General features: G+C 47.5%; 13 protein-coding genes and 3 rRNA genes. 11 read left to right on the top strand and 5 right to left on the bottom strand.

From position 1 onward, the window contains the following. Positions 1-145: 145 nt before the first annotated feature. Together RA178_RS20875 and RA178_RS20870 are read right to left on the bottom strand one after the other, a co-directional pair. Positions 146-826: a DUF3306 domain-containing protein gene (locus tag RA178_RS20875; protein ID WP_306683700.1), complete on the bottom strand. Its 681-nt coding sequence runs from the start codon at positions 824-826 to the stop codon at positions 146-148. Continuing rightward, a complete protein-coding gene (locus RA178_RS20870; RefSeq protein WP_105250549.1) occupies positions 826-1,290 on the bottom strand; it encodes a DUF3305 domain-containing protein in 465 nt (154 codons plus the stop codon). The genes RA178_RS20875 and RA178_RS20870 overlap by 1 nt, the downstream gene beginning before the upstream one ends. Positions 1,291-1,627: 337 nt before the next feature. On the opposite strand from RA178_RS20870, the gene RA178_RS20865 reads away from it, so the two are divergent. The 6 genes from RA178_RS20865 (at position 1,628) to RA178_RS20840 (ending at position 11,110) form a co-directional block, all read left to right on the top strand. After that, positions 1,628-2,500: a formate dehydrogenase accessory sulfurtransferase FdhD gene (locus RA178_RS20865; protein ID WP_113940335.1), complete on the top strand. Its 873-nt coding sequence runs from the start codon at positions 1,628-1,630 to the stop codon at positions 2,498-2,500. A 55-nt stretch (positions 2,501-2,555) separates the two neighbouring features. Beyond that, positions 2,556-3,461 carry a substrate-binding domain-containing protein gene (locus RA178_RS20860; protein ID WP_006083558.1) on the top strand — a complete coding sequence of 302 codons (906 nt, stop codon included), beginning with the start codon at positions 2,556-2,558 and terminating at the stop codon, positions 3,459-3,461. A gap of 951 nt (positions 3,462-4,412) precedes the next feature. Next, positions 4,413-5,955 (top strand): 16S ribosomal RNA (locus RA178_RS20855). 411 nt (positions 5,956-6,366) lie between these two features. Continuing rightward, a 23S ribosomal RNA gene (locus RA178_RS20850) occupies positions 6,367-9,268 on the top strand. 139 nt (positions 9,269-9,407) lie between these two features. Next, positions 9,408-9,523 (top strand): 5S ribosomal RNA (gene rrf, locus RA178_RS20845). Together the 16S, 23S and 5S rRNA genes form the textbook arrangement of a ribosomal RNA operon. 312 nt (positions 9,524-9,835) lie before the next feature. Further along, positions 9,836-11,110, top strand: a complete 1,275-nt coding sequence (locus RA178_RS20840; protein WP_306683693.1) for a CinA family nicotinamide mononucleotide deamidase-related protein — start codon at positions 9,836-9,838, stop codon at positions 11,108-11,110. A gap of 91 nt (positions 11,111-11,201) precedes the next feature. On the opposite strand, the gene RA178_RS20835 is transcribed toward RA178_RS20840, so the two are convergent. Continuing rightward, on the bottom strand, positions 11,202-11,747 hold the full coding sequence (locus RA178_RS20835; protein WP_173248120.1) for a YceB family lipoprotein: 546 nt from the start codon (positions 11,745-11,747) through the stop codon (positions 11,202-11,204). Continuing rightward, positions 11,747-14,416: a phosphoenolpyruvate carboxylase gene (gene ppc, locus RA178_RS20830; protein ID WP_173496124.1), complete on the bottom strand. Its 2,670-nt coding sequence runs from the start codon at positions 14,414-14,416 to the stop codon at positions 11,747-11,749. The genes RA178_RS20835 and ppc overlap by 1 nt, the downstream gene beginning before the upstream one ends. Positions 14,417-15,039: 623 nt before the next feature. On the opposite strand from ppc, the gene argC reads away from it, so the two are divergent. The 5 genes from argC to argH all read left to right on the top strand — a co-directional run bounded on the left by argC (position 15,040) and on the right by argH (position 20,527). Continuing rightward, positions 15,040-16,020 carry an N-acetyl-gamma-glutamyl-phosphate reductase gene (argC, locus tag RA178_RS20825; RefSeq protein ID WP_212601370.1) on the top strand — a complete coding sequence of 327 codons (981 nt, stop codon included), beginning with the start codon at positions 15,040-15,042 and terminating at the stop codon, positions 16,018-16,020. 31 nt (positions 16,021-16,051) lie between these two features. Further along, the gene (argB, locus tag RA178_RS20820) at positions 16,052-16,834 is read left to right on the top strand and encodes an acetylglutamate kinase (RefSeq protein ID WP_212601371.1); all 783 of its coding nucleotides are present in this window, start codon (positions 16,052-16,054) and stop codon (positions 16,832-16,834) included. Positions 16,835-16,846: 12 nt separating this feature from the next. Then, the gene (locus tag RA178_RS20815; protein WP_212601372.1) at positions 16,847-17,752 is read left to right on the top strand and encodes an ornithine carbamoyltransferase; all 906 of its coding nucleotides are present in this window, start codon (positions 16,847-16,849) and stop codon (positions 17,750-17,752) included. Between the two features lie 60 nt (positions 17,753-17,812). Then, positions 17,813-19,051 (top strand): argininosuccinate synthase, encoded by a 1,239-nt coding sequence (locus RA178_RS20810; RefSeq protein WP_173248114.1) that lies wholly within the window; start codon positions 17,813-17,815, stop codon positions 19,049-19,051. Between the two features lie 108 nt (positions 19,052-19,159). Then, the gene (argH, locus tag RA178_RS20805) at positions 19,160-20,527 is read left to right on the top strand and encodes an argininosuccinate lyase (RefSeq protein ID WP_306683688.1); all 1,368 of its coding nucleotides are present in this window, start codon (positions 19,160-19,162) and stop codon (positions 20,525-20,527) included. A 100-nt stretch (positions 20,528-20,627) separates the two neighbouring features. On the opposite strand, the gene RA178_RS20800 is transcribed toward argH, so the two are convergent. After that, positions 20,628-23,150 (bottom strand): penicillin-binding protein 1A, encoded by a 2,523-nt coding sequence (locus RA178_RS20800; RefSeq protein ID WP_286991458.1) that lies wholly within the window; start codon positions 23,148-23,150, stop codon positions 20,628-20,630. Positions 23,151-23,203 lie beyond the last annotated feature (53 nt).

The raw sequence follows: 23,203 nt of genomic DNA, 5'->3' as shown, positions 1-23,203 counted from the left end.
TTCTTGTTTTACTGTATCTGGGCAGATTTAGGCGGCTGGTAATAAGTAAGTCATTGCCTTTTCTGCTTTTATCTAAGTTTTTTTATATCTTAGTACAGCAATTCACATACCAAAGTTACGGACATTAAAATTAGCTAAACTGACGTTAAACAACTCGGGTATGTACCTGAGCTAAGGGCTCTGGTGCATTTTGGGGTAGGTCATCAGTCTCCCCATCCAAATTGTCCGTTATCGGCTCAGCTGCCCATTCGACTTCGACTTCATTAGTCTCATGAGTTGTTGTTTCGCTTACATCAAGACTCGCGGATGGATTGCTTTCTTCAGTTTGTTTGGCTAAAGCAGCTGATTCTTCATCCGAGGTCTCGCTGTCTTCGGCTATGTAACGGAAGACTTTTTGCATTAATTCAGCTGAGACTTCTGCACTGAGTTTCGGTTGATTACTGTAATCGAGTGCATATTCCAAAAGCCCATCTATCTCGTTGAAATGCGGTTGTTTCCACAGTGCACGTAGCGCTGCAGATTTAGCCGCAGGGTCAACATTGGCGCCCATAAAACTTGCAAAGCTGCCGCCTATTTCAATCTCGTCGGGATTGGGTAAATCCGCTGCAGTGAGGATGCGATTAGTATCGTCATGCTCTGCAGTATTAGCTTCAATGGCTGACTCTGTGGGTTGAAGCTGCTCAACTGCCATAGTGGGCTCGGCTACGATGGTCTCCTGAGGTGTGATTTCCCCGTCAGCTTCTCGCGCTTCCTCTGCTGCAACTTGTTCGCGCCGTTGGTTCCAGCGACTCAGTAGCCCGCCTGTTTTTTGTATGGATTCAGCCATTAGTCCCTCCGCAATGGATCGTGACTTGGGCCTTGATTATTACGGCCATCGACATGTTTACGGCGATGAGCGGCAATTTCGACTTCACCATATTGGGTGATAAAGGCTTCAATCCAACAAGCGATAGCTTTTGGCATCAATAAGTTGAGGACAGGGGTATTGCCCTCAAGACAACCCGCCGCGACATTCTGATCCGCCGATAATGCCGCCGGTATCCAAGTGCCATCGGCCGTTTCATCACATACTAAATACAGCATGGCGTTATCTAAATCGAGATTGAGGCGATAGCTGGCGCGTTCGTCTTTGTGCAGTTCGAGTAGCACTAAGGTTGCATCGTCTGGGGCTTGATGGGTGGCGGGAAGTAGGTGATCAATTTCCCATTGTACTGAGGTCCAGCGGCCAACTTGCTTCTCTACTTTCTTGAGTGAAACGTACATAGGCCAAACACTAGTTGTATGTTGCATTGTCTCTCCGTCTCAGCCGTGTTGATGGACAAACCGTAGAGTGAACGGTTCGGTTTTACCAACAAATTGCGATAAAAGGTCACTGCAATATTGGTGCCAGTAAACATAGTGGATTAGTTTGAGCTAGATCATCAAAAACACCCTATAAATTGGACATTTTGTCCAGTACAGGATTTTGTTTGGGACATAAAAGGGCTAATGAAAAATCAGCATTGCGGCAGATCACGCATTTAACCCCAATTTTTATGTCTAGGTATAAATATTGCTATGCTCTTGCCATGACTCGTTAAGCGGTAACATTATGATCTCTGAAAATATCACTATTCCTGATAACAACATGAGCACAGATAGCGAAATAGCGGCAGCCAATCCTTCTCAAAAAACTCAGCATCAGTGTTCTTTTGTGAGAACTCAAGTGGAAGTACCGCTAACCATTGCTGTAAAAGCAGTGAATGAAGCCGGGGAAGTGTTGGATAAATTTGTCGCCTGCGAACGTCCGCTTACCGTGTATTTGAACTGGCGACCAATAGTGACACTTATGACCCTAGGGGCGAAACCTGAGTCACTGGCGTTAGGCTATCTTAAGAACCAAGGCTTTATTTCGGATGTGAGCTTACTGGACTCTGTTATCGTCGATTGGGATGTGAGTTCTGCAGCCGTGGTTACCCGTGAACAAACCGCTGATCTTGATGAGAAACTCTCTGAAAAAACGGTGACATCAGGTTGTGGTCAAGGCACGGTTTATGGCAGTTTTATGCAAGATTTAGACGGCATCAATTTACCAACGCCAAGTCTTAAGCAAAGCACCCTTTATAGCTTATTGAAAAATATCAACGAATATAATGAAACCTATAAAAATGCGGGTGCTGTGCACGGTTGTGGCTTGTGCGAAGACGATAAAATTATGGCTTTCGTCGAGGATGTTGGCCGTCATAATGCCGTAGATACTTTGGCTGGGGATATGTGGCTGACACAGGATCGCGGCGATAATAAGATATTTTATACCACTGGCCGCTTAACTTCGGAAATGGTGATTAAAGTCGCTAAAATGGGGATCCCTATTTTGCTATCACGCAGTGGCGTGACTCAAATGGGCTTAGCACTAGCGCAGCAGTTGGGTATTACTATTATAGCCCGCGCGAAAGGCCGTCACTTTTTGGTGTACCACGGCAGTGAAAATCTGCAGTTTGATGCCAATACGGCTCCTTAGCCTCAAGTCAGCTAAGACTTACATGCAGTAACGAAGAATAAGACAAGGAAACAAGATGACGTCTGCCAGTGAATTGGTCTACATGAGCGCGAAGCAAGTGGCTGAGTATTTAGATCTTAATGAGAAAAAAGTCTACGCCATGGCTAATGACAGAATTCTCCCCGCCACTAAAATCACCGGTAAATGGCTATTTCCGAAAGTGTTAATCGACCGTTGGGTAATGGATTCTTGCCACAGTGGCATGCTGACCGACCGTTTATTGATCACTGGTAGTGACGATCCACTATTATCTATGCTGGTGGCGCGTTTGATGGCGCAAGTTGGTAGCCGTGAGTTGATAAGTTACAGCGCAACAGGTTCACGTTTAGGATTAGAGTTGCTTGCTAAAGGTTATGCCGATGTGTGCACCTTACACTGGGGTAGCATGGAGGATAGAAATATTCGCCACCCAGCTTTACTTAAAGGTTATAACAACCATCAGCAATGGATCATGGTGCATGGTTACTCCCGTCAGCAAGGGTTGATCATGCGTGCCGATATGCACCACAGATGCCAAGAAGAAGATAAAGTCGTGAACTTGCCTTGGCGTTGGGTGAGTCGTCAGGGGGGCGCAGGTAGCCAACAGCACTTAGAGCATTGGTTGTTAAAGCAAGGTGCTCGCTTAGATCAACTTAATGTTGTGCTAACTGCCTATAGTGAACGCGAGTTGGCGGGTTATATCGCTAGGGGGGATGCCGATATTGGTTTTGGTTGTCAATCTGTGGCTTTGGAAAGTGGTTTAAGTTTCGTGCCGCTGATTAAAGAGTCTTTTGATTTCGTTATGCCGCAAAGCATTTACTTCCGTCGTCAACTTCAACAACTTTTTACTATGTTGGCGAGCGGTCACTCGAGGCAAATGGCGGCACTACTTGGTGGCTATGATCTTACCGACTGCGGACAACTGCTATGGAGTGCGAGCTAATCCACTCAACTCGGTAATGGATTAAGGTGAATAGAGTTGAATGGTCTCTGAACTACTTATTACTGCTACTACTATATGCTGATATCTAATGTAGCCAGCTGCTAACGAATAAGTATCAAAGAGACCCTCTTTCTATTGCTGAATACGTCGTTTCGGCTTTCTATGGTGGGTTGATGGGAGGCAACTACTATATATAGGTAAAGTATCTTCATCGCCAAATACACTCAGAGTGTCATCTTCTTCTGTTGTTCCCCGTCATTCTCCCATAAACGACTCCATATAAAAGTGGAGGTGAGATATTCCGGTTCGAGCAGCCGTTATTCTTATTTAAATCTGATAGCATTCATGCTCATGATCCCTTTGTCTTGATACTGTACGCTGGTAATCAATTGGGCCAAATGACAGATAAAGAGCTATTTTGTGGATAACTTTGGGGGTAAGTGGTGTGTATCTTGTGGCTAGATTAGATAATTAGAATTAACTGCAAATTTCCTTAAAATAGGGGTTGCACAAAATTCTCTGCTGCCTATAATGCGCATCCACTGACACGGCAGACAGCGAAAGCAGGCTGACGAGTTAGGTTGAATTGAGTCGCTTTTAAGCACTTAATTCAAGCGCAGCAAGAAGTTGTAAAATACTCCTTGACGCGAAACGGGAAATGCGTAGAATACGCAGCCCTAGCCAACTGGAAGCGTTCGACGCTCAGTGTGGTACTCACCTTCTCTTATGAGGTTGAGTTGCTCTTTAACAAGATAAAACAAGAAATCTGTGTGGACACTCACAGGTGTTGAGTTAATCGAAACTGCTTAGCCTTCGGGTTGGCAGTCAAAAATTTAAATCAATGTAACAATGAGTGTTCATAGTAATATGTACAGTTTGTTTCTTTAGCTAGAAACAAAAAATCAGAATTCATTGAGCCGCTGAAGTCGTAAGACGGAAGCAACAAAACTTTAATTGAAGAGTTTGATCATGGCTCAGATTGAACGCTGGCGGCAGGCCTAACACATGCAAGTCGAGCGGCAGCACAAGGGAGTTTACTCCTGAGGTGGCGAGCGGCGGACGGGTGAGTAATGCCTAGGGATCTGCCCAGTCGAGGGGGATAACAGCTGGAAACGACTGCTAATACCGCATACGCCCTACGGGGGAAAGGAGGGGACCTTCGGGCCTTCCGCGATTGGATGAACCTAGGTGGGATTAGCTAGTTGGTGAGGTAATGGCTCACCAAGGCGACGATCCCTAGCTGTTCTGAGAGGATGATCAGCCACACTGGGACTGAGACACGGCCCAGACTCCTACGGGAGGCAGCAGTGGGGAATATTGCACAATGGGGGAAACCCTGATGCAGCCATGCCGCGTGTGTGAAGAAGGCCTTCGGGTTGTAAAGCACTTTCAGTAGGGAGGAAAGGGTGTAGTTTAATACGCTATATCTGTGACGTTACCTACAGAAGAAGGACCGGCTAACTCCGTGCCAGCAGCCGCGGTAATACGGAGGGTCCGAGCGTTAATCGGAATTACTGGGCGTAAAGCGTGCGCAGGCGGTTTGTTAAGCGAGATGTGAAAGCCCTGGGCTCAACCTAGGAATAGCATTTCGAACTGGCGAACTAGAGTCTTGTAGAGGGGGGTAGAATTCCAGGTGTAGCGGTGAAATGCGTAGAGATCTGGAGGAATACCGGTGGCGAAGGCGGCCCCCTGGACAAAGACTGACGCTCATGCACGAAAGCGTGGGGAGCAAACAGGATTAGATACCCTGGTAGTCCACGCCGTAAACGATGTCTACTCGGAGTTTGGTGTCTTGAACACTGGGCTCTCAAGCTAACGCATTAAGTAGACCGCCTGGGGAGTACGGCCGCAAGGTTAAAACTCAAATGAATTGACGGGGGCCCGCACAAGCGGTGGAGCATGTGGTTTAATTCGATGCAACGCGAAGAACCTTACCTACTCTTGACATCCAGAGAATTCGCTAGAGATAGCTTAGTGCCTTCGGGAACTCTGAGACAGGTGCTGCATGGCTGTCGTCAGCTCGTGTTGTGAAATGTTGGGTTAAGTCCCGCAACGAGCGCAACCCCTATCCTTATTTGCCAGCACGTAATGGTGGGAACTCTAGGGAGACTGCCGGTGATAAACCGGAGGAAGGTGGGGACGACGTCAAGTCATCATGGCCCTTACGAGTAGGGCTACACACGTGCTACAATGGCGAGTACAGAGGGTTGCAAAGCCGCGAGGTGGAGCTAATCTCACAAAGCTCGTCGTAGTCCGGATTGGAGTCTGCAACTCGACTCCATGAAGTCGGAATCGCTAGTAATCGTGGATCAGAATGCCACGGTGAATACGTTCCCGGGCCTTGTACACACCGCCCGTCACACCATGGGAGTGGGCTGCAAAAGAAGTGGGTAGCTTAACCTTCGGGGGGGCGCTCACCACTTTGTGGTTCATGACTGGGGTGAAGTCGTAACAAGGTAGCCCTAGGGGAACCTGGGGCTGGATCACCTCCTTACCTATACGACTAACTTAATTCTTGGTCGAAAAATGCTCCTGCATTTTCGACATTCGGTACATCCGTGTACCTTTTGAGTGTTCACACAGATTGCTTGTTTAGCTTCTCTTAGGAGAAGTCAGAGCTAAATGCGCCGCGAGCCGGTACGCATTGTTCTTTAACAATTTGGAAAGCTGATAGTATTTAATTGCATGAGTCTGTCATGTGATTAATTACAAAACGTTTAATGCGCAAGCATTGAACATGAGTTCTCAAACACTTTATTAAGTGTCTTGAATATTCAATAGTAAATTATTCTTTATTGAATAGTTTACGTCTAAGGCGCGTCCACTTCTTTGGTCAGAAGTGAGACAAGTAAAACCAAGCTGGTCGCAATGCGGCGCAGATGAGTGAAACTCATTTGGGTTGTATGGTTAAGCGACTAAGCGTATACGGTGGATGCCTTGGCAGTCAGAGGCGATGAAGGACGTAGTAACTTGCGAAAAGCGTTGGCGAGCTAGTAACAAGCATTTGAGCTAACGATGTCCGAATGGGGGAACCCAGCAGCATAAGCTGTTATCGCAACATGAATACATAGTGTTGCGAGGCGAACGAGGGGAACTGAAACATCTAAGTACCCTTAGGAAAAGAAATCAACCGAGATTCCCCTAGTAGCGGCGAGCGAACGGGGATTAGCCCTTAAGTCAGTGGGGTGTTAGTGGAATGTGTTGGAAAGCACAGCGGCACAGGGTGATAGCCCCGTACATGAAAACTAACCATTGATGAAAACGAGTAAGGCGGGACACGTGACATCCTGTTTGAATATGGGGGGACCATCCTCCAAGGCTAAATACTCCTGACTGACCGATAGTGAACCAGTACCGTGAGGGAAAGGCGAAAAGAACCCCTGTGAGGGGAGTGAAATAGAACCTGAAACCGTATACGTACAAGCAGTGGGAGCGGTTCTTGAGACCGTGACTGCGTACCTTTTGTATAATGGGTCAGCGACTTACATTTTGTAGCGAGGTTAAGCGAATAGCGGAGCCGTAGGGAAACCGAGTGTTAACTGCGCGTTTAGTTGCAAGGTGTAGACCCGAAACCCGGTGATCTAGCCATGGGCAGGTTGAAGGTTGAGTAACATCAACTGGAGGACCGAACCGACTAATGTTGAAAAATTAGCGGATGACTTGTGGCTGGGGGTGAAAGGCCAATCAAACCGGGAGATATCTGGTTCTCCTCGAAAGCTATTTAGGTAGCGCCTCGAGCGAATACCATTGGGGGTAGAGCACTGTTAAGGCTAGGGGGTCATCCCGACTTACCAACCCTTTGCAAACTCCGAATACCAATGAGTACTACTCGGGAGACAGACGGCGGGTGCTAACGTCCGTCGTCAAAAGGGAAACAACCCAGACCGTCAGCTAAGGTCCCAAAGTACTAGCTAAGTGGGAAACGATGTGGGAAGGCTTAGACAGCTAGGATGTTGGCTTAGAAGCAGCCATCATTTAAAGAAAGCGTAATAGCTCACTAGTCGAGTCGGCCTGCGCGGAAGATGTAACGGGGCTAAGCTAGTCACCGAAGCTACGGGTGCACAGTTTACTGTGCGCGGTAGAGGAGCGTTCTGTAAGCCGTTGAAGGTGAAGGGGTAACCCACGCTGGAGGTATCAGAAGTGCGAATGCTGACATGAGTAACGATAAAGGGGGTGAAAAACCCCCTCGCCGAAAGACCAAGGGTTCCTGTCCAACGTTAATCGGGGCAGGGTGAGTCGACCCCTAAGGTGAGGCCGAAAGGCGTAATCGATGGGAAACAGATTAATATTTCTGTACTTCCGCTAACTGCGATGGAGAGACGGAGAAGGCTAGGCTAGCGCGGCGTTGGTAGTCCGCGTTTAAGGTGGTAGGTGGTGTTCTTAGGCAAATCCGGGGACACGTACTTTAATGTACACACTGAGAGCTGATGACGAGGTCCTAAGGGACTGAAGTAGTTGATGCCATGCTTCCAGGAAAATCTTCTAAGCTTCAGGTTAGCGGGAATCGTACCCCAAACCGACACAGGTGGTCGGGTAGAGAATACCAAGGCGCTTGAGAGAACTCGGCTGAAGGAACTAGGCAAAATGGTACCGTAACTTCGGGAGAAGGTACGCTCCTGTTGGTGATGAGACTTGCTCTCTAAGCTGACGGGAGTCGCAGATACCAGGTGGCTGCAACTGTTTATCAAAAACACAGCACTGTGCAAACTCGCAAGAGGAAGTATACGGTGTGACGCCTGCCCGGTGCCGGAAGGTTAATTGATTGGGTTATCGCAAGAGAAGCTCATGATCGAAGCCCCGGTAAACGGCGGCCGTAACTATAACGGTCCTAAGGTAGCGAAATTCCTTGTCGGGTAAGTTCCGACCTGCACGAATGGCGTAATGATGGCCACGCTGTCTCCAGCCGAGACTCAGTGAAGTTGAAATTGCGGTGAAGATGCCGTATACCCGCGGCTAGACGGAAAGACCCCGTGAACCTTTACTATAGCTTGGCACTGAACATTGAACCTACATGTGTAGGATAGGTGGGAGACTATGAAGTTGTGACGCTAGTCATGATGGAGTCGTCCTTGAAATACCACCCTTGTAGTTTTGATGTTCTAACCTAGGTCCCTTATCGGGATTAGGGACAGTGCCTGGTGGGTAGTTTGACTGGGGCGGTCTCCTCCCAAAGAGTAACGGAGGAGCACGAAGGTTGGCTAAGTACGGTCGGACATCGTACGGTTAGTGCAATGGCATAAGCCAGCTTAACTGCGAGACATACACGTCGAGCAGGTACGAAAGTAGGTCATAGTGATCCGGTGGTTCTGAATGGAAGGGCCATCGCTCAACGGATAAAAGGTACTCCGGGGATAACAGGCTGATACCGCCCAAGAGTTCATATGACGGCGGTGTTTGGCACCTCGATGTCGGCTCATCACATCCTGGGGCTGAAGTCGGTCCCAAGGGTATGGCTGTTCGCCATTTAAAGTGGTACGCGAGCTGGGTTCAGAACGTCGTGAGACAGTTCGGTCCCTATCTGCCGTGGGCGTTGGATGATTGAAGGGAGCTGCTCCTAGTACGAGAGGACCGGAGTGGACGAACCGCTGGTGTTCGGGTTGTCATGCCAATGGCATTGCCCGGTAGCTACGTTCGGAATCGATAACCGCTGAAAGCATCTAAGCGGGAAGCGAGCCCTAAGATGAGTCATCCCTAGGAATTTAATTCCTCTAAAGAGCCGTTCGAGACTAGGACGTTGATAGGCATGGTGTGTAAGCGTTGTGAGGCGTTGAGCTAACATGTACTAATGACTCGAGAGGCTTAACCATACAACCCAGATGGGTTTTGCTAAGCGAACTTAGACAGAATATCGACACTTAATGAAGTGTGAACTCAAACAAAGAAAATCAGCTTTCCGAATTATTATTAACGTGAGCCAGAGATGGACACGGTAATAAACAGAATTTGCTTGGTGACAATAGCCTTGTGGAACCACCTGATCCCATCCCGAACTCAGAAGTGAAACGCAAACGCGCCGATGGTAGTGTGGGGTCTCCCCATGTGAGAGTAGGTCATCGCCAAGCGCCTAATTATCTCATTGAGATGTAACCAAGCCAGCTGAATAAGCTGGCTTTTTTGCGTCTGTAATTTGTGAAATCCAGCCTAGTGTCTATTTAATTAGTCAGTTTTCCTCCCATTTTTCTCTCCTTAACACATTCTTTCATTCTTCATGACATCAATAGTAAGTAATGGTTGTCGATTGTTTGTTCGTTTATTTTGTCAATGCTCCGATTTTGCTACAGCTATCTTAGTTTTCGATCGAGCCTAGCTATTGCTATTAGTTAAGCGGTTACTTACCTTATGTTTTAATTTATTGGGGTAGATAAGGATCTGAGATGAAGTTAGAGATGATTTGCACTGGGGAAGAGGTGTTGGCGGGACAGATTGTTGATACCAACGCCGCTTGGTTTGCCAGTACTATGATGGAGCATGGTGTCGAGATCCAGCGTCGAGTGACCGTCGGCGATCGCCTCGAGGATCTGATTGCGGTTTTCCAAGAACGTAGCTTACATGCCGATGTGATTCTCGTTAATGGTGGTCTCGGGCCGACGAGTGATGATATGTCTGCTTTAGCGATGGCGAAGGCGAAGGGCGAACCATTGGTTGAGAATGCGGAGTGGCGTGAGCGTTTAGAGGAGTGGTTTACCCGTAATAACCGTGAAATGCCTTTAAGTAATCTCAAGCAAGCTATGCTACCAGCCTCAGCTGTGATGGTTGATAACCCTGTGGGAACCGCTTGTGGTTTTAGAGTTAAGCTTAATCGCGCTTGGTTATTCTTCACGCCTGGTGTGCCTTTTGAGCTTAAGCACATGGTTACAGAGCAGTTTGTGCCCTTTATTCGCGAAGAGTTTAACCTTGATTCCAAGGTTGCTTTAAAGAAACTATTGACCATAGGTCAAGGTGAGTCCGCTTTGGCAGATAAGTTAGAACCGCTAGAGCTGCCAGAAGGCATTACTATTGGTTACCGCTCTTCTATGCCGCATATTGAGATTAAGATTTTCGCCCGTGGCGAGAAGGCGATTACGGTATTACCTCGTGTCGCTGGGCACATCAAAATGGTGCTGGGTACTGCGGTAGTTGCGGAAGATAAAGCCACTCTTGCCGAAGAAATTCATTATAAGTTACTCAACTCCGGCTTGACCTTAAGCGTTGCCGAGTCTTGCACTGGCGGCATGATCACCAGTCAGTTAGTTGATTTCCCTGGCAGTTCATCTTACTTACAGCACGGATTAGTGACTTACAGTAATGAATCTAAAGTGCGCGTGTTAGGTGTTAATCCTTCAACCTTAGATGATCATGGTGCAGTCTCTATTGCGACTGTGGAAGAAATGGCTAAGGGGGCAAGGCAAATTTTAGACAGTGATTATGCGCTGGCAACCAGTGGAATTGCGGGGCCCGATGGTGGCACAGATGAGAAACCTGTGGGGACTGTGGCGATCGCTTTAGCAACTCGCGGCGGTGTTTATAGTCAGATGATTAAACTACCGAGACGTTCACGGGATCTGGTACGCAGTTTAAGTGCTGCTGTGGCTTACGATATGCTAAGACGTGAGATTTTAGCTGAAGCTGTGATCGTCGATTATCAGTCGATTGGGCGATTCAGTAAGTAACTCTTATACGGGTATATATCCGTTTATGCCCGCCAACAAAAATGCTCCCGAGGGAGCATTTTAACTTCTACAGAGATACAAAAATGGCAGATTATTTAGTGAACTTAAGCACTAATTTGCCTGGGGCAACTTGAATGCTTTCGGTCATTTTTGCCATCAGTGCTTGGTTACTGTCCTTGGTATCCAGTACATACACAGGCTGGTTTTCTAAGAATTGCCTTAGATAACCCATCACCTGCGGCGTGGCACTGCTAATCGCTTTTTCAATATCCTTGGGCGTTGATTCCACTTTGACTAATTCGAGTTGGCGCAGATAGACACTGTGCGTTGCACTGTCATACCAAGGCTTGGCTTCGAAAGTCGTCGTGAGTTTGGCGCTCAATGGGAAGATCGGATTCTTAATTGAAACTTGAGTTGCGGCACTTACGCTCATAGTGTCAGGTTTTGCACCTAGCTTGACACTGATGTCGTTAATACGCACTTCTGCGCCAACTAACTGATTGCCTTGTTTAATCTCAAAATGGATCTCTTTACTGAGGTACTGCTCCATTTCGTGCTCGCTGATACTGTACTGCGAGACGCAGCCGCCAAGCAGTACAGTCAATCCCAAGCAAATCGTGCGGGAAAGTTTTTTCATTAACCAGTGTTTCTCATTCCCGCTGCCACACCTGCAATGGTCAGCATTAGCGCTAACTGTACATGTTCAGACGCAGGAGTTTCGGTTGTTTCCTTACGTGTCCGCGCTAATAGCTCGGTTTGTAAGAAGTTTAATGGATCGATATACGGATTTCGCAGTTTAACTGATTCGCGATTCCACGGTGTATGCGCCATTAAACTATCCGATTTTGTCAGCTCAAGCACGACTTTAATGCCCAGATCTAAGCGTTGGCGCAAGGTTTCGCCTAAGTGATGCAAGTCCTTAGGTACTAAACAGGTTTCGTAGTAGCGGGCCAAATTAGGTTCCGCCTTGGCGTAGACCATTTCTAGCATTGAAATGCGAGTGCTGAAGAAGGGCCATTCCCGCTCCATATCTTGCAGTAAGCCCATCTCACCACGTTCACTGGCGGCTTGTAGTGCTTCACCTGCGCCGAGCCATGCGGGTAACATCAAACGGTTTTGCGACCAGGCAAAGATCCACGGAATGGCTCGCAGACTTTCGATCCCACCATCGACACGACGTTTGGCAGGGCGGCTGCCGAGTGGTAGTTTTCCTAATTCCACTTCTGGCGTTGCCGCGCGGAAATAAGCCACAAAATCAGGTTCATCACGCACTATGCCACGGTAAGCACCCACTGATTCTTCTGCGATACGTTGCATGCAATTGCGCCATTCTTGCTTCGGCTCTGGCGGTGGTAACAGGGTTGCTTCCAATACGGCCGAGGTATACAGGGCCAAGCTTTGAACCGCGAGTTTTGGTAAGCCAAACTTGAAGCGGATCATCTCGCCCTGCTCAGTCACGCGAATGCGGCCATCTACCGAACCTGGTGGTTGGGATAGAATCGCTTTGTGTGCAGGACCGCCCCCGCGACCAATGCTGCCACCACGGCCATGGAATAATGTGAGCTTGACGCCTGCTTGTTTACAGACCGCCACTAACTGCTCTTGAGCGTAATACTGAGCCCAAGCCGCCGCCATGACACCGGCATCTTTAGCAGAGTCAGAGTAACCAATCATGACTTCTTGCATGCCTTTGGTGTAACCACGATACCAGTCGATATCGAGCAAATCGGTAATACAGGCCGCGGCGTTGTTTAAGTCACTTAAGGTTTCAAACAGCGGTACCACACGCATTGGGTGCGAACAGCCCGTTTCTTTGAGTAACAGTAAAACCGTTAAGACATCCGATGGTTTACCTGCCATCGAAATCACATATGATCCGAGTGCTTTTGCCGGATGTTTAGCAATCAAACGACAGGTATTAAGCACTTCGGCCACATCGGCCGAGGGTTGCCAGTTACTTGGGATCAGTGGCCGACGGTTGCTGAGTTCGCGTAATAGGAAGGCTTGCTTCTCAGTCTCGTCCCAATGGTTGAAATCACCCATGCCGAGATAGCGGGTTAACTCGGCGAGCACATCGCTGTGACGGCTGGCGTCTTGGCGAATGTCGAGTCTGAGCATATGAATGCCAAAACAGGCGAGACGGCGGAGAATGTCGAGCAATAAACCGTTGGCAATTAAGCGCATACCGCAGTCGGTTAAACTCTTATAGAGCATTTCTAGCGGCGCTTTGAGATCGCTTTCTTGCCAAATCAGGCTCGACTTATCGACTTCAGGATTGTGGCCTTCGATACGGGCATTTAAATAATCTATGGTATCGCGCAGTCTTTGACGAATGGATCGCAACACGTGGCGATAGGGTTCGCAGCTGTTATTGGTATAAGCCTTTAACTCATCATTGGCTTCTTCCATCGACAGTTCACCGACCAGCAGGACTATGTCTTTTAAGAATAATCTGGCGGCGGCATGGCGGTTACGATCGAGCACCTCTTGGGTGACTTTGGCTGTTACAAACGGGTTGCCGTCGCGATCGCCGCCCATCCAGCTTGAAAAGCGCACTGGTGCAATATCAATCGGTAATTGCTGCCCTGTGCGTTGCTGCACTCGATCGTTAAGTTGTCTTAAGAAGTCAGGCACCGCATGCCAGAGTGACTCTTCAATGGTGGATAATCCCCAGCGAGCCTCATCTACTGGAGTTGGGCGCTCGCGGCGGATCTCATTGGTGTGCCATATTTGCGCGATTAATTGGCGTAGGCGCAGATTGATCTGTTGACGTTCTCTATCCGACAGTTGGTCGTTTTCTTGCTCTGTTAAGCAGTCGACAATGGCGGCGTATTTTTGGATCAGGGTGCGACGGGATATTTCAGTGGGGTGCGCTGTTAGCACCAGATCAATATCCAGTGTTTTTAGACAGTCGAGCATTTTAGCTTGGTCGACACGACCATTGAGCATGCGGCCTAGGAGTTGTTCCACTGGGTCTGGCACGCAGACAAGTTCGTCGCAATTACGACTGATAGTATGAAATTGCTCGGATAAGTTAGCTAAGTTAAGAAATTGGTTAAAAGCTTTTGCAAAAGGGACTAATTCTTCGTCTGGCAAAGCTGTCAGTAACTCGAGCATTTGCTCTCTGGCGGCTTGATCGCCTCGGCGTGAGTCTTTGGCAAGCTTACGGATCTGTTCAACCTTCTCAAGAAAAGAGTCCCCAAGATGGGTACGCATAGTATCACCAAGGATTTGGCCTAACATACTCACGTTCGATCTTAATGACGCATACATATCTGTCATATTGTCTGCCATGGTTACTGACATAGTTACTCCGAATAGAAAAACATGAAAATTCCGCTGTGCATTTAGCCCGTTAGCACAATACCTATCACTTGGGGCTATGGTCAACAGCAGAACTTATAACTTATACGACTGGCTTATCCGATATGCAACCAATCACGGTATTTGATGAAGAATATTCAATAGAAATGCGAAGTCACGCAATATTTTTTGATGATTAGTGCAAGTGAATATGAAGTGCATCATTTTATTCTTTGTAGACATGTATCTTAGCTGTTAATGAAAAGGACTGATTTTGACTCATATTGACCCTGGATAACTGAGTTATTAACGAGTTAGCTGAATGGGAGGCGTGTCTTCGATATTCCAGTTTGAGCTTAAAATATGAAAATAAATTAAAAATATATATTCACATATATTGCATAATTAGATCTTTGTGGTAGTCTAGCCATCAGTTGAGATGAGTCACCCCCTGTGACCTGTAGAGTGAATATCATGATGTACAGTATTAGCCTGACAGTGAATAAAATAACAACCTATTACGATTTCCTGCGACGATAGTCTTGTCATCATAGATATGCGCGGTTGCGTGTAAGCTATTCATCTACTCTTTAAGTTTCTTTGATTCGGTTAATAAGACAAAAAACATGAAAAATATCGCCATTATTGGTGCCAGTGGTTACACAGGCGCGCAACTGACCGCTTTAATCCATGCAGAAGCAGAACTGACGATTCAAGGGTTGTATGTTTCTGAAAACAGTTTAGATAAAGGTAAGCCTTTAGCGGATTTGTATCCTAGCTATAGCCATATCGCATTAACGCTGTCGCCATTGTCCGATGAAGCTAAGGTAAAAATCGTTGCCGAAGCCGATGCCGTGGTGTTAGCGACTGAGCACTCGGTGAGCCTGCATTTAGCGGCTTGGTTTTATAGCCAAGGGTTAGCGGTATTCGATTTAAGCGGTGCTTATCGTTTTAGCGATGTGGCGCAATATCCGAAGTGGTATGGCTTTGAGCATGAATATCCTGAAGTTTTAGCCAAAGCCGTGTATGGCCTTGCCGAATGGAATACTAAAGAAATCGCTGCGACTAAGATGATTGCCGTGCCAGGTTGTTACCCGACCGCATCATTGACAGCGTTAAAACCGCTAGCGAGTTTACTGACATCGGCTTATCCGGTGATCAATGCCGTGAGCGGCGTAACAGGTGCGGGCCGTAAAGCGCAGTTACACACCAGTTTTTGTGAAGTTAGCCTGACACCCTACGGCGTATTAGGCCACAGACATCAACCCGAGATCGCCACTCAGCTTGGTCAAGAAGTGATATTTACCCCGCACCTTGGCAACTTTAAGCGTGGCATTTTAGCGACCATTACCGTGCAGCTAAAACCAGGCACTACGACTGCCGATGTGGCAGCGGCCTATAGCGTGTATGACAAGGCGCCATTGGTAACCGTAAAGCACAATCAGTTCCCGAAAGTAGACGATGTGGTGCTGACACCCAACTGCCATTTAGGTTGGAAGTTTGATGAGAATAGCGGTTACTTAGTGGTAGCCAGTGCCATCGATAACTTGATGAAAGGTGCTGCCAGCCAAGCGCTGCAATGCATAAAGATTCATTTTAACCTTTAATTGTTCATCCTTATTTAAGAGAGTCGTCAAGATGTCTACAAACAACTCAGTATTAGTGCTTAAAGTGGGCGGCGCGCTGCTGCAATGTGAAATGGGGATGGCGCGATTGATGGATACGGCTGCGGCTATGTTAGCCAATGGTCAGCAAGTGTTGATGGTACATGGCGGCGGCTGTCTGGTGGATGAGCAGTTAGCGGCTAATGGTATGGAGACCGTCAAGTTAGAAGGTTTACGTGTGACTCCGCCAGAGCAAATGCCGATTATTGCCGGCGCACTTGCTGGCACTTCGAACAAAATCCTTCAAGGCGCAGCGACTAAGGCTGGCATTGTGAGTGTGGGTATGAGTCTTGCCGATGGCAATACTGTTTCGGCTAAGATTAAAGATGAGCGTTTAGGCCTTGTTGGCGAAGTCACGCCAAACGATGGCACTTATCTTAAGTTTATCCTCGAGCAAGGTTGGATGCCGATTTGTAGCTCTATCGCCATGATGGACGATGGTCAAATGCTTAACGTCAATGCTGACCAAGCGGCGACGGCCTTAGCTAAATTAGTGGGCGGCAAGTTAGTGCTGCTGTCGGATGTTTCTGGGGTGCTCGATGGTAAAGGCCAGCTCATCCATAGTTTAAATGGCAAGCAGATAGCAGACCTTGTTAAGCAAGGTGTGATCGAAAAGGGAATGAAGGTCAAAGTTGAAGCTGCGCTCGAAGTAGCACAGTGGATGGGGCAGGCGGTACAAGTTGCCTCGTGGCGTGATGCAAGCCAATTAATCGCATTAGCAAAAGGTGAAGCCGTAGGAACACAAATCCAACCATAAGTGGAGTAGGTTATGAAGCATTTACTATCGATAAAAGACTTAACCCAGCAGCAGTTACAGGATCTAATTGCCTTGGCAAAAACGATCAAAGCCAATCCGGCTGAGTATCGTCATGCGCTGGATGGCAAGAGTGTGGTGATGTTATTTGAAAAGCCCTCACTCAGAACACGCGTTAGCTTTGATATCGGTATTAATAAGCTCGGTGGCCACTGTTTATACCTAGACCAGCAAAATGGTGAACTGGGAAAACGGGAATCGGTTGCTGACTTTGCTTCTAACCTGTCATGTTGGGCCGACGCAATTGTGGCGAGAACCTATTCACACACCACTATCGAACAATTAGCCGAGTTCGGCTCTGTGCCCGTGATCAATGCGCTGTCGGATCTTTATCATCCTTGCCAAGCCTTAGCTGACTTTTTAACACTGGCAGAGCAGTTTGAGGATGTCAGTAAAGCTAAATTAGCTTATGTTGGTGATGGTAATAATGTCACTCACTCGCTGATGTACTGTGCGGCTATTCTCGGTGCCACCATGACAGTGATCTGCCCTGCGGGTCACTTTCCTGATGGCTACGTAGTGGCAGAAGTGCAAGAGCTCGCCAAACGATATGGCGGCAAGATAGTGCTGACTTCAGATATCGATGCGATTGAAGGTCACGACGCTATTTATACTGATACTTGGATTTCAATGGGCGATCCAACGCCTTTGTCGGATATCAAAGCGAAGTTTGCACCATACCAAGTAAACAAAGCTCTGATGGCGAAAGCGGGCGCTAACTTTTTTATGCATTGTTTGCCCGCCCACCGTGGTGTAGAAGTAACAGATGAAGTGATGGACGGTGCAGGATCCTTAATTCTGCAACAAGCCGAAAATCGGATGCATGCCCAAAATGCGGTACTGGTAACCTTATTTAGTTAAATTAACCCTGTTTAGCAGCCTGTTTTCTCCTAGGTGAGAAACGAGTCATAGGAATTTAAGATGTCTATCGAGATAAAAAATACTGGCGTGAAAAAAGTGGTTTTAGCCTATTCAGGTGGTCTAGATACCTCGGCCATTATTCCTTGGTTAAAAGAAAACTACGATAACTGCGAAATCATCGCATTCTGCGCCGACGTCGGCCAAGGCGAAGAAGAGCTGGTTGGCTTGACTGAAAAAGCTTTAGCTTCAGGTGCTTCTGAATGTCATATCGTCGATCTAAAAGAAGAATTCGTTAAAGACTATATCTACCCAACGATTGCGAGCGGTGCGATTTACGAAGGCACTTATTTACTCGGTACGTCAATGGCGCGTCCTATCATTGCTAAAGCGCAAGTTGAAGTGGCTCGTAAAGTGGGCGCAGATGCTCTGTGCCACGGTTGTACTGGTAAAGGGAACGACCAAGTGCGTTTCGAAGGTTGCTTCGCCGCATTAGCACCTGATTTAAAAGTGATTGCACCATGGCGTGAATGGACTATGCAGAGCCGTGAAGATCTGCTGGCCTATTTAGCTGAACGTGACATCAAGACGTCAGCGTCAGCGACTAAAATCTATAGCCGTGATGCCAACGCTTTCCATATTTCCCATGAAGGTGGTGAGTTAGAAGATCCATGGAACGAGCCAAGCAAAGGCGTATGGACACTGACTGCCGATCCTGAAGATGCACCGAACAAGCCTGAATATGTGTCGCTAGAAGTAGAACATGGCCGTATCACTAAAGTGAATGGTGAAGCCCTAACGCCTTATGCTGCACTGATGACATTAAACGCCATTGCTGCGCCACACGGTGTGGGTCGTATCGACATTACCGAAAACCGTTTAGTCGGCATGAAGTCTCGCGGTTGTTACGAAACACCCGGCGGCACTGTGATGTTCGCAGCACTACGTGCGATTGAAGAGCTTGTACTCGACAAGACTAGCCGTAACTGGCGTGAGCAAGTTGCCGCACAAATGGCGCATTTAGTGTATGACGGCCGTTGGTTCACGCCACTGTGTAAGTCACTGCTGGCAGCATCTGAGTCACTGGCTGAATCAGTTAACGGTGAAGTTGTGGTAAAACTCTACAAAGGCCAAGCGAGCGCAGTGAAGAAACGTTCACCCAACAGCTTGTACTCTGAAGCGTTTGCCACCTTCGGTGAAGATCAAGTGTACGATCAAAAACATGCAGAAGGCTTTATCCGCTTGTACTCATTAGCGAGCCGCATCCGCGCACTCAACGCTAATGATGTAAAGTCTAAGTAAGAGGTCGTTTAAAAGGGCGCCTAGCGCCCTTTTTTGTTTTTAGGTTTTGATTGAGTTTTTGATTCAGATGAGTCGATTTCAAATAAGCAGTGAGTAAGGGGAGTTAGCATGGCTTTATGGGGTGGAAGATTTCAGGGCGAAACGAGCGCGCTATTCAAATTATTCAACGATTCGTTGCCTGTGGATTATCGCTTGTTCGAACAGGATGTGGTCGGCTCCATTGCTTGGGCGGATGCGATTGCCAGCGTGGGAATTATCTCGGCAACTGAATGCCGCGACTTGAAAAAAGCGCTTAATGACTTGCTGGTGGAAGTGCAGGGCGATCCGGCGATTATTCTTGCCTCGGGCGCCGAAGATATTCACAGTTTCGTCGAGTCGGCTTTGATTACTAAAGTGGGCGATCTCGGTAAGAAACTGCACACTGGCCGTAGCCGTAACGATCAAGTTGCCACCGATTTAAAGCTTTGGTGTCAATCCGAAGGCAAAGCATTACTCGCGCGCCTTCAAGGCTTACATGCTGAATTACTGGCGTTGGCAGAACGTGAGTTTGATGCGGTAATGCCTGGTTATACTCACTTGCAGCGCGCGCAACCTGTGACATTTGGCCACTGGTGTTTAGCGTATGTGGAAATGACTGAGCGGGATATCAGCCGTTTAAGCGATGCGTTAACCCGCGCGAATACCTGTCCTTTAGGTTCTGGAGCATTAGCAGGCACAGCTTATAAGATGGATCGACATGCTCTGGCCGCGGCGCTGAATTTTGCCTCGCCAACGCTGAATAGCTTAGATAGCGTATCAGACAGAGATCACGTGGTAGAGCTTTGTTCAACCGCATCGATCAGCATGATGCACTTAAGCCGTATGGCTGAAGATTTGATTTTCTTTAACTCAGGTGAAGCGAACTTTATTTCCCTGAGTGATGAAGTGACTTCGGGTTCATCCCTGATGCCACAGAAGAAAAATCCAGACGCATTAGAGCTTATCCGTGGCAAAACTGGCCGGGTTTATGGCAGCTTAGTGGGCATTCTCACTACGATGAAAGCGCTACCTTTGGCGTACAACAAAGATATGCAGGAAGATAAAGAAGGCCTGTTTGACGTGGTCGATAGTTGGGCAATTTGCCTCGATATGGCGGCGTTAGTGTTGTCAGGTTTGAAGGTCAATCGCCCTAATGCGCTGTTAGCGGCACAGCAAGGTTATGCAAATTCTACTGAGCTTGCGGATTATCTCGTGTCTAAAGGCATGCCTTTCCGTGAGGCGCACCATGTTGTGGGTGAAGTCGTGGTTGCTGCGATAGCGAAGCAAATTCCGCTTGAGGATTTCTCCTTGGCCGAATTAAAAACTTTTGCCGCTATCATTGAAGATGATGTCTATCCAAACCTGACTATTGAAGCTTGTTTAGCGAAACGTGACGTGCTCGGTGGTACTGCATTGCCACAAATTCAGCAGGCGATTGCGGCCAAGAAAGTACGTTAGCGAGTTATTCAAATCCACAATTCAAGCCAATAAAAAACGCGACATTAGGTCGCGTTTTTTATTGGGCCACAATTAGTGGTAATGAATTTTTAGCATTTGTTTATTGGAATAAATCATCGGTTGGTGCATCGATGAATAAATTGTTTTCATCCTGAGTTTCGCTGATGTATTCCTTCGGCTCTGTACCTGAAATAAAGTACTCGAACGCACTGGTATAGTCGGTTTTTCGAGTAAGTTTACCCGTCGCTAAATCGATGCGTACCGAAACTATGCCTTCTGGTGGAATCGAGGTTGTTTCAGGTGTGCCTTGTAAGACACTGTTCATAAACTCGTTCCAGCCCGGACCAGCTGTTTTCGCACCCGCTTCGGCGCCAGTTATCTGATCTTTTTCGCCGTTTGCATTCCATGCGGTTCTGCCCAGTTGGCGACCGTGATCGTCGAAACCGACCCAGAAAGTGCTAGTGATGACTGGGCTAAAACCACTGAACCAAGTGTCGCGCGATTCGTTTGTGGTACCCGTTTTACCTGCAATATCATGGCGCTTAATCAATTTTGCTGCGCGCCAAGCCGTACCTTGCCAACCCGTGCCTTTACTCCAATCGCCGCCGCCCCAGATCACGCTCTTCAGTGCTTCGGTAATGAGGAATGCCGTTTGCTCTGAAATAATTTGCGGAGCGTAGCGACCGGTTTGATCGAAACACTGCGCAACAGGTGCACTAGGCTCAGCACCAGAGTCTCCACTTACGCTGAACGCTATAGAGTCGCTCGGTGTAACTGGTTGGCTAGGCTTACAGGCCAATGTAGGGTTCGCTTTTTCGATAACATTGCCGTAAGCATCTTCTACGCGATCAATATAGAAAGGTTCGAGTAAGAAACCGCCGTTAGCAAATACGTTAAATGCAGTAACTACTTGCAATGGCGTGACTGAAGACGAACCTAATGCAATCGATTCGTTGCGAGGTAAGTCGTTAGGATCAAAACCAAATTCAACGAGTTGAGCAATGGTTTCGTCGAGTCCGACATGACGCATTGCACGCACAGACATAACGTTAATAGATTGCGCTAAACCCACACGTAAACGAGTGGGGCCGCCATAGATATCGGGTGAGTTTTTAGGGCGCCATGCAGTGCCTTGGCTGATATCGGGTTTATTAATTGGCGCATTGTCTATGAGGGTCGCTAAGGTAAAGCCTTTCTCTAATGCTGCGGCATAGATGAAAGGTTTAATATTCGAACCTAATTGACGCTTCGCTTGAGTCACTCGGTTGTATTGGCTTTGGCTAAAGCTATAACCACCAACTAAAGTGCGAATAGCACCATTTTTGGGGTCGAGTGATACTGTTGCGCTGGCGACTTCTGGTACTTGCGATAGTTGCAAATATTGGCCGTTATCACGTATCCAAATACGCTCGCCGACCTTGAGTATGTCAGAAGCTGATTTCGGTACACTACCTTGACGCTTATCAGTAATAAACTTACGTGCCCACTTCAATCCATCCCAAGTAATGACTTTAGTTTCGCCTTTGGCGGTCATTATACTTGCTTGCTGATCTGCAATGCTGATGACTGCGGCGGGTTGCAATTCTTGTACTGAAGCAATCTTGGCTAGTTCAGTTTTGATTTGAGCAGGTTCAGGTTTTTCGTCCGTCCACAACACGGCAGCAGGACCACGGTAGCCATGGCGTTCATCATAGGCATAGACGTTATTACGCAGTGCCTGTTGAGCTTTAAGTTGTAGATCCGATGAGATAGTCGTATAGACGTTGTAGCCATTGGTATAGGCCTCTTCTTCACCGTACTTCTGTACCATGTAATCCCGAGCCATTTCAGAAATGTAAGGGGCATACAGATCAATTTCAGCGCCATGATATCTGGCCACCAATGGCTCTTGTAGTGCCGTTTGGTATTCGGTTTGGCTGATGTAGCCGACTTCATTCATCCGCATGAGGACGACATTACGGCGAGCCAATGCACGCGAAGGTGACGTGATTGGATTGAGTGTAGAGGGCGCCTTGGGTAGGCCTGCAATAACGGCCAGTTCAGATAAGCTGAGTTCCTGCACGTTTTTACCGAAATACACTTGCGCAGCAGCCCCAACACCGTAGGCCCGTTGGCCTAAGTAAATGCGGTTTACGTAGAGCTCTAAAATTTCATCTTTGGTGAGTAACTCTTCAATATGATAGGAGATAAAAATCTCCTTCACTTTACGAATAATAGTCTTATCTCGGGTTAAGAAGAAGTTACGTGCGACCTGCATGGTAATCGTACTCGCACCTTGCTTTTTCTCGCCAGTGGTCAACATCACTAATGCGGCGCGAAGCACGCCAACAGGATCTATACCACCATGTTCATAAAAGCGGGCATCTTCGGTTGCGATAAACGCCTGTAGCAGAGGTTTTGGCACTTCGTCTAACGTTAGTGGAATGCGACGTTTCTCACCGAATTGAGAAATAAGTTTGCCGTCACTACTGTAAATACGTAAAGGTGTTTGAAGTTGCACATTTTTTAGTGTTGAAACATCCGGTAAATCCGGCAAAACATAAAAGTATGCTGCCACAATGGCGCCTACGCCCAAAAGGGCTAGACTGAATAGTGCTATAACAATACGTTTTAACCACTTCACCAAAATTTATCCTAATGTTCTGTTAAGTGCGACAGTATATAAGGCGCACACGT

This window comes from Shewanella oncorhynchi (assembly GCF_030848765.1).
GTDB lineage: Bacteria > Pseudomonadota > Gammaproteobacteria > Enterobacterales > Shewanellaceae > Shewanella > Shewanella oncorhynchi.
The sequence above is the reverse complement of the archived record's forward strand: the minus strand, read 5'-3'. Positions and strand labels throughout refer to the sequence as shown.

Excerpts from the sequence above, each read along its gene's own strand:
- RA178_RS20860 (WP_006083558.1), top strand. The coding sequence starts at position 2,556 with ATGACGTCTGCCAGTGAATTGGTCTACATGAGCGCGAAGCAAGTGGCT.
- argC (WP_212601370.1), top strand. The coding sequence starts at position 15,040 with ATGAAAAATATCGCCATTATTGGTGCCAGTGGTTACACAGGCGCGCAA.
- argH (WP_306683688.1), top strand. The coding sequence starts at position 19,160 with ATGGCTTTATGGGGTGGAAGATTTCAGGGCGAAACGAGCGCGCTATTC.
- RA178_RS20815 (WP_212601372.1), top strand. The coding sequence starts at position 16,847 with ATGAAGCATTTACTATCGATAAAAGACTTAACCCAGCAGCAGTTACAG.
- RA178_RS20835 (WP_173248120.1), bottom strand. The coding sequence starts at position 11,747 with ATGAAAAAACTTTCCCGCACGATTTGCTTGGGATTGACTGTACTGCTT.
- argB (WP_212601371.1), top strand. The coding sequence starts at position 16,052 with ATGTCTACAAACAACTCAGTATTAGTGCTTAAAGTGGGCGGCGCGCTG.
- ppc (WP_173496124.1), bottom strand. The coding sequence starts at position 14,416 with ATGTCAGTAACCATGGCAGACAATATGACAGATATGTATGCGTCATTA.
- RA178_RS20810 (WP_173248114.1), top strand. The coding sequence starts at position 17,813 with ATGTCTATCGAGATAAAAAATACTGGCGTGAAAAAAGTGGTTTTAGCC.
- RA178_RS20875 (WP_306683700.1), bottom strand. The coding sequence starts at position 826 with ATGGCTGAATCCATACAAAAAACAGGCGGGCTACTGAGTCGCTGGAAC.
- RA178_RS20840 (WP_306683693.1), top strand. The coding sequence starts at position 9,836 with ATGAAGTTAGAGATGATTTGCACTGGGGAAGAGGTGTTGGCGGGACAG.
- RA178_RS20865 (WP_113940335.1), top strand. The coding sequence starts at position 1,628 with ATGAGCACAGATAGCGAAATAGCGGCAGCCAATCCTTCTCAAAAAACT.
- RA178_RS20870 (WP_105250549.1), bottom strand. The coding sequence starts at position 1,290 with ATGCAACATACAACTAGTGTTTGGCCTATGTACGTTTCACTCAAGAAA.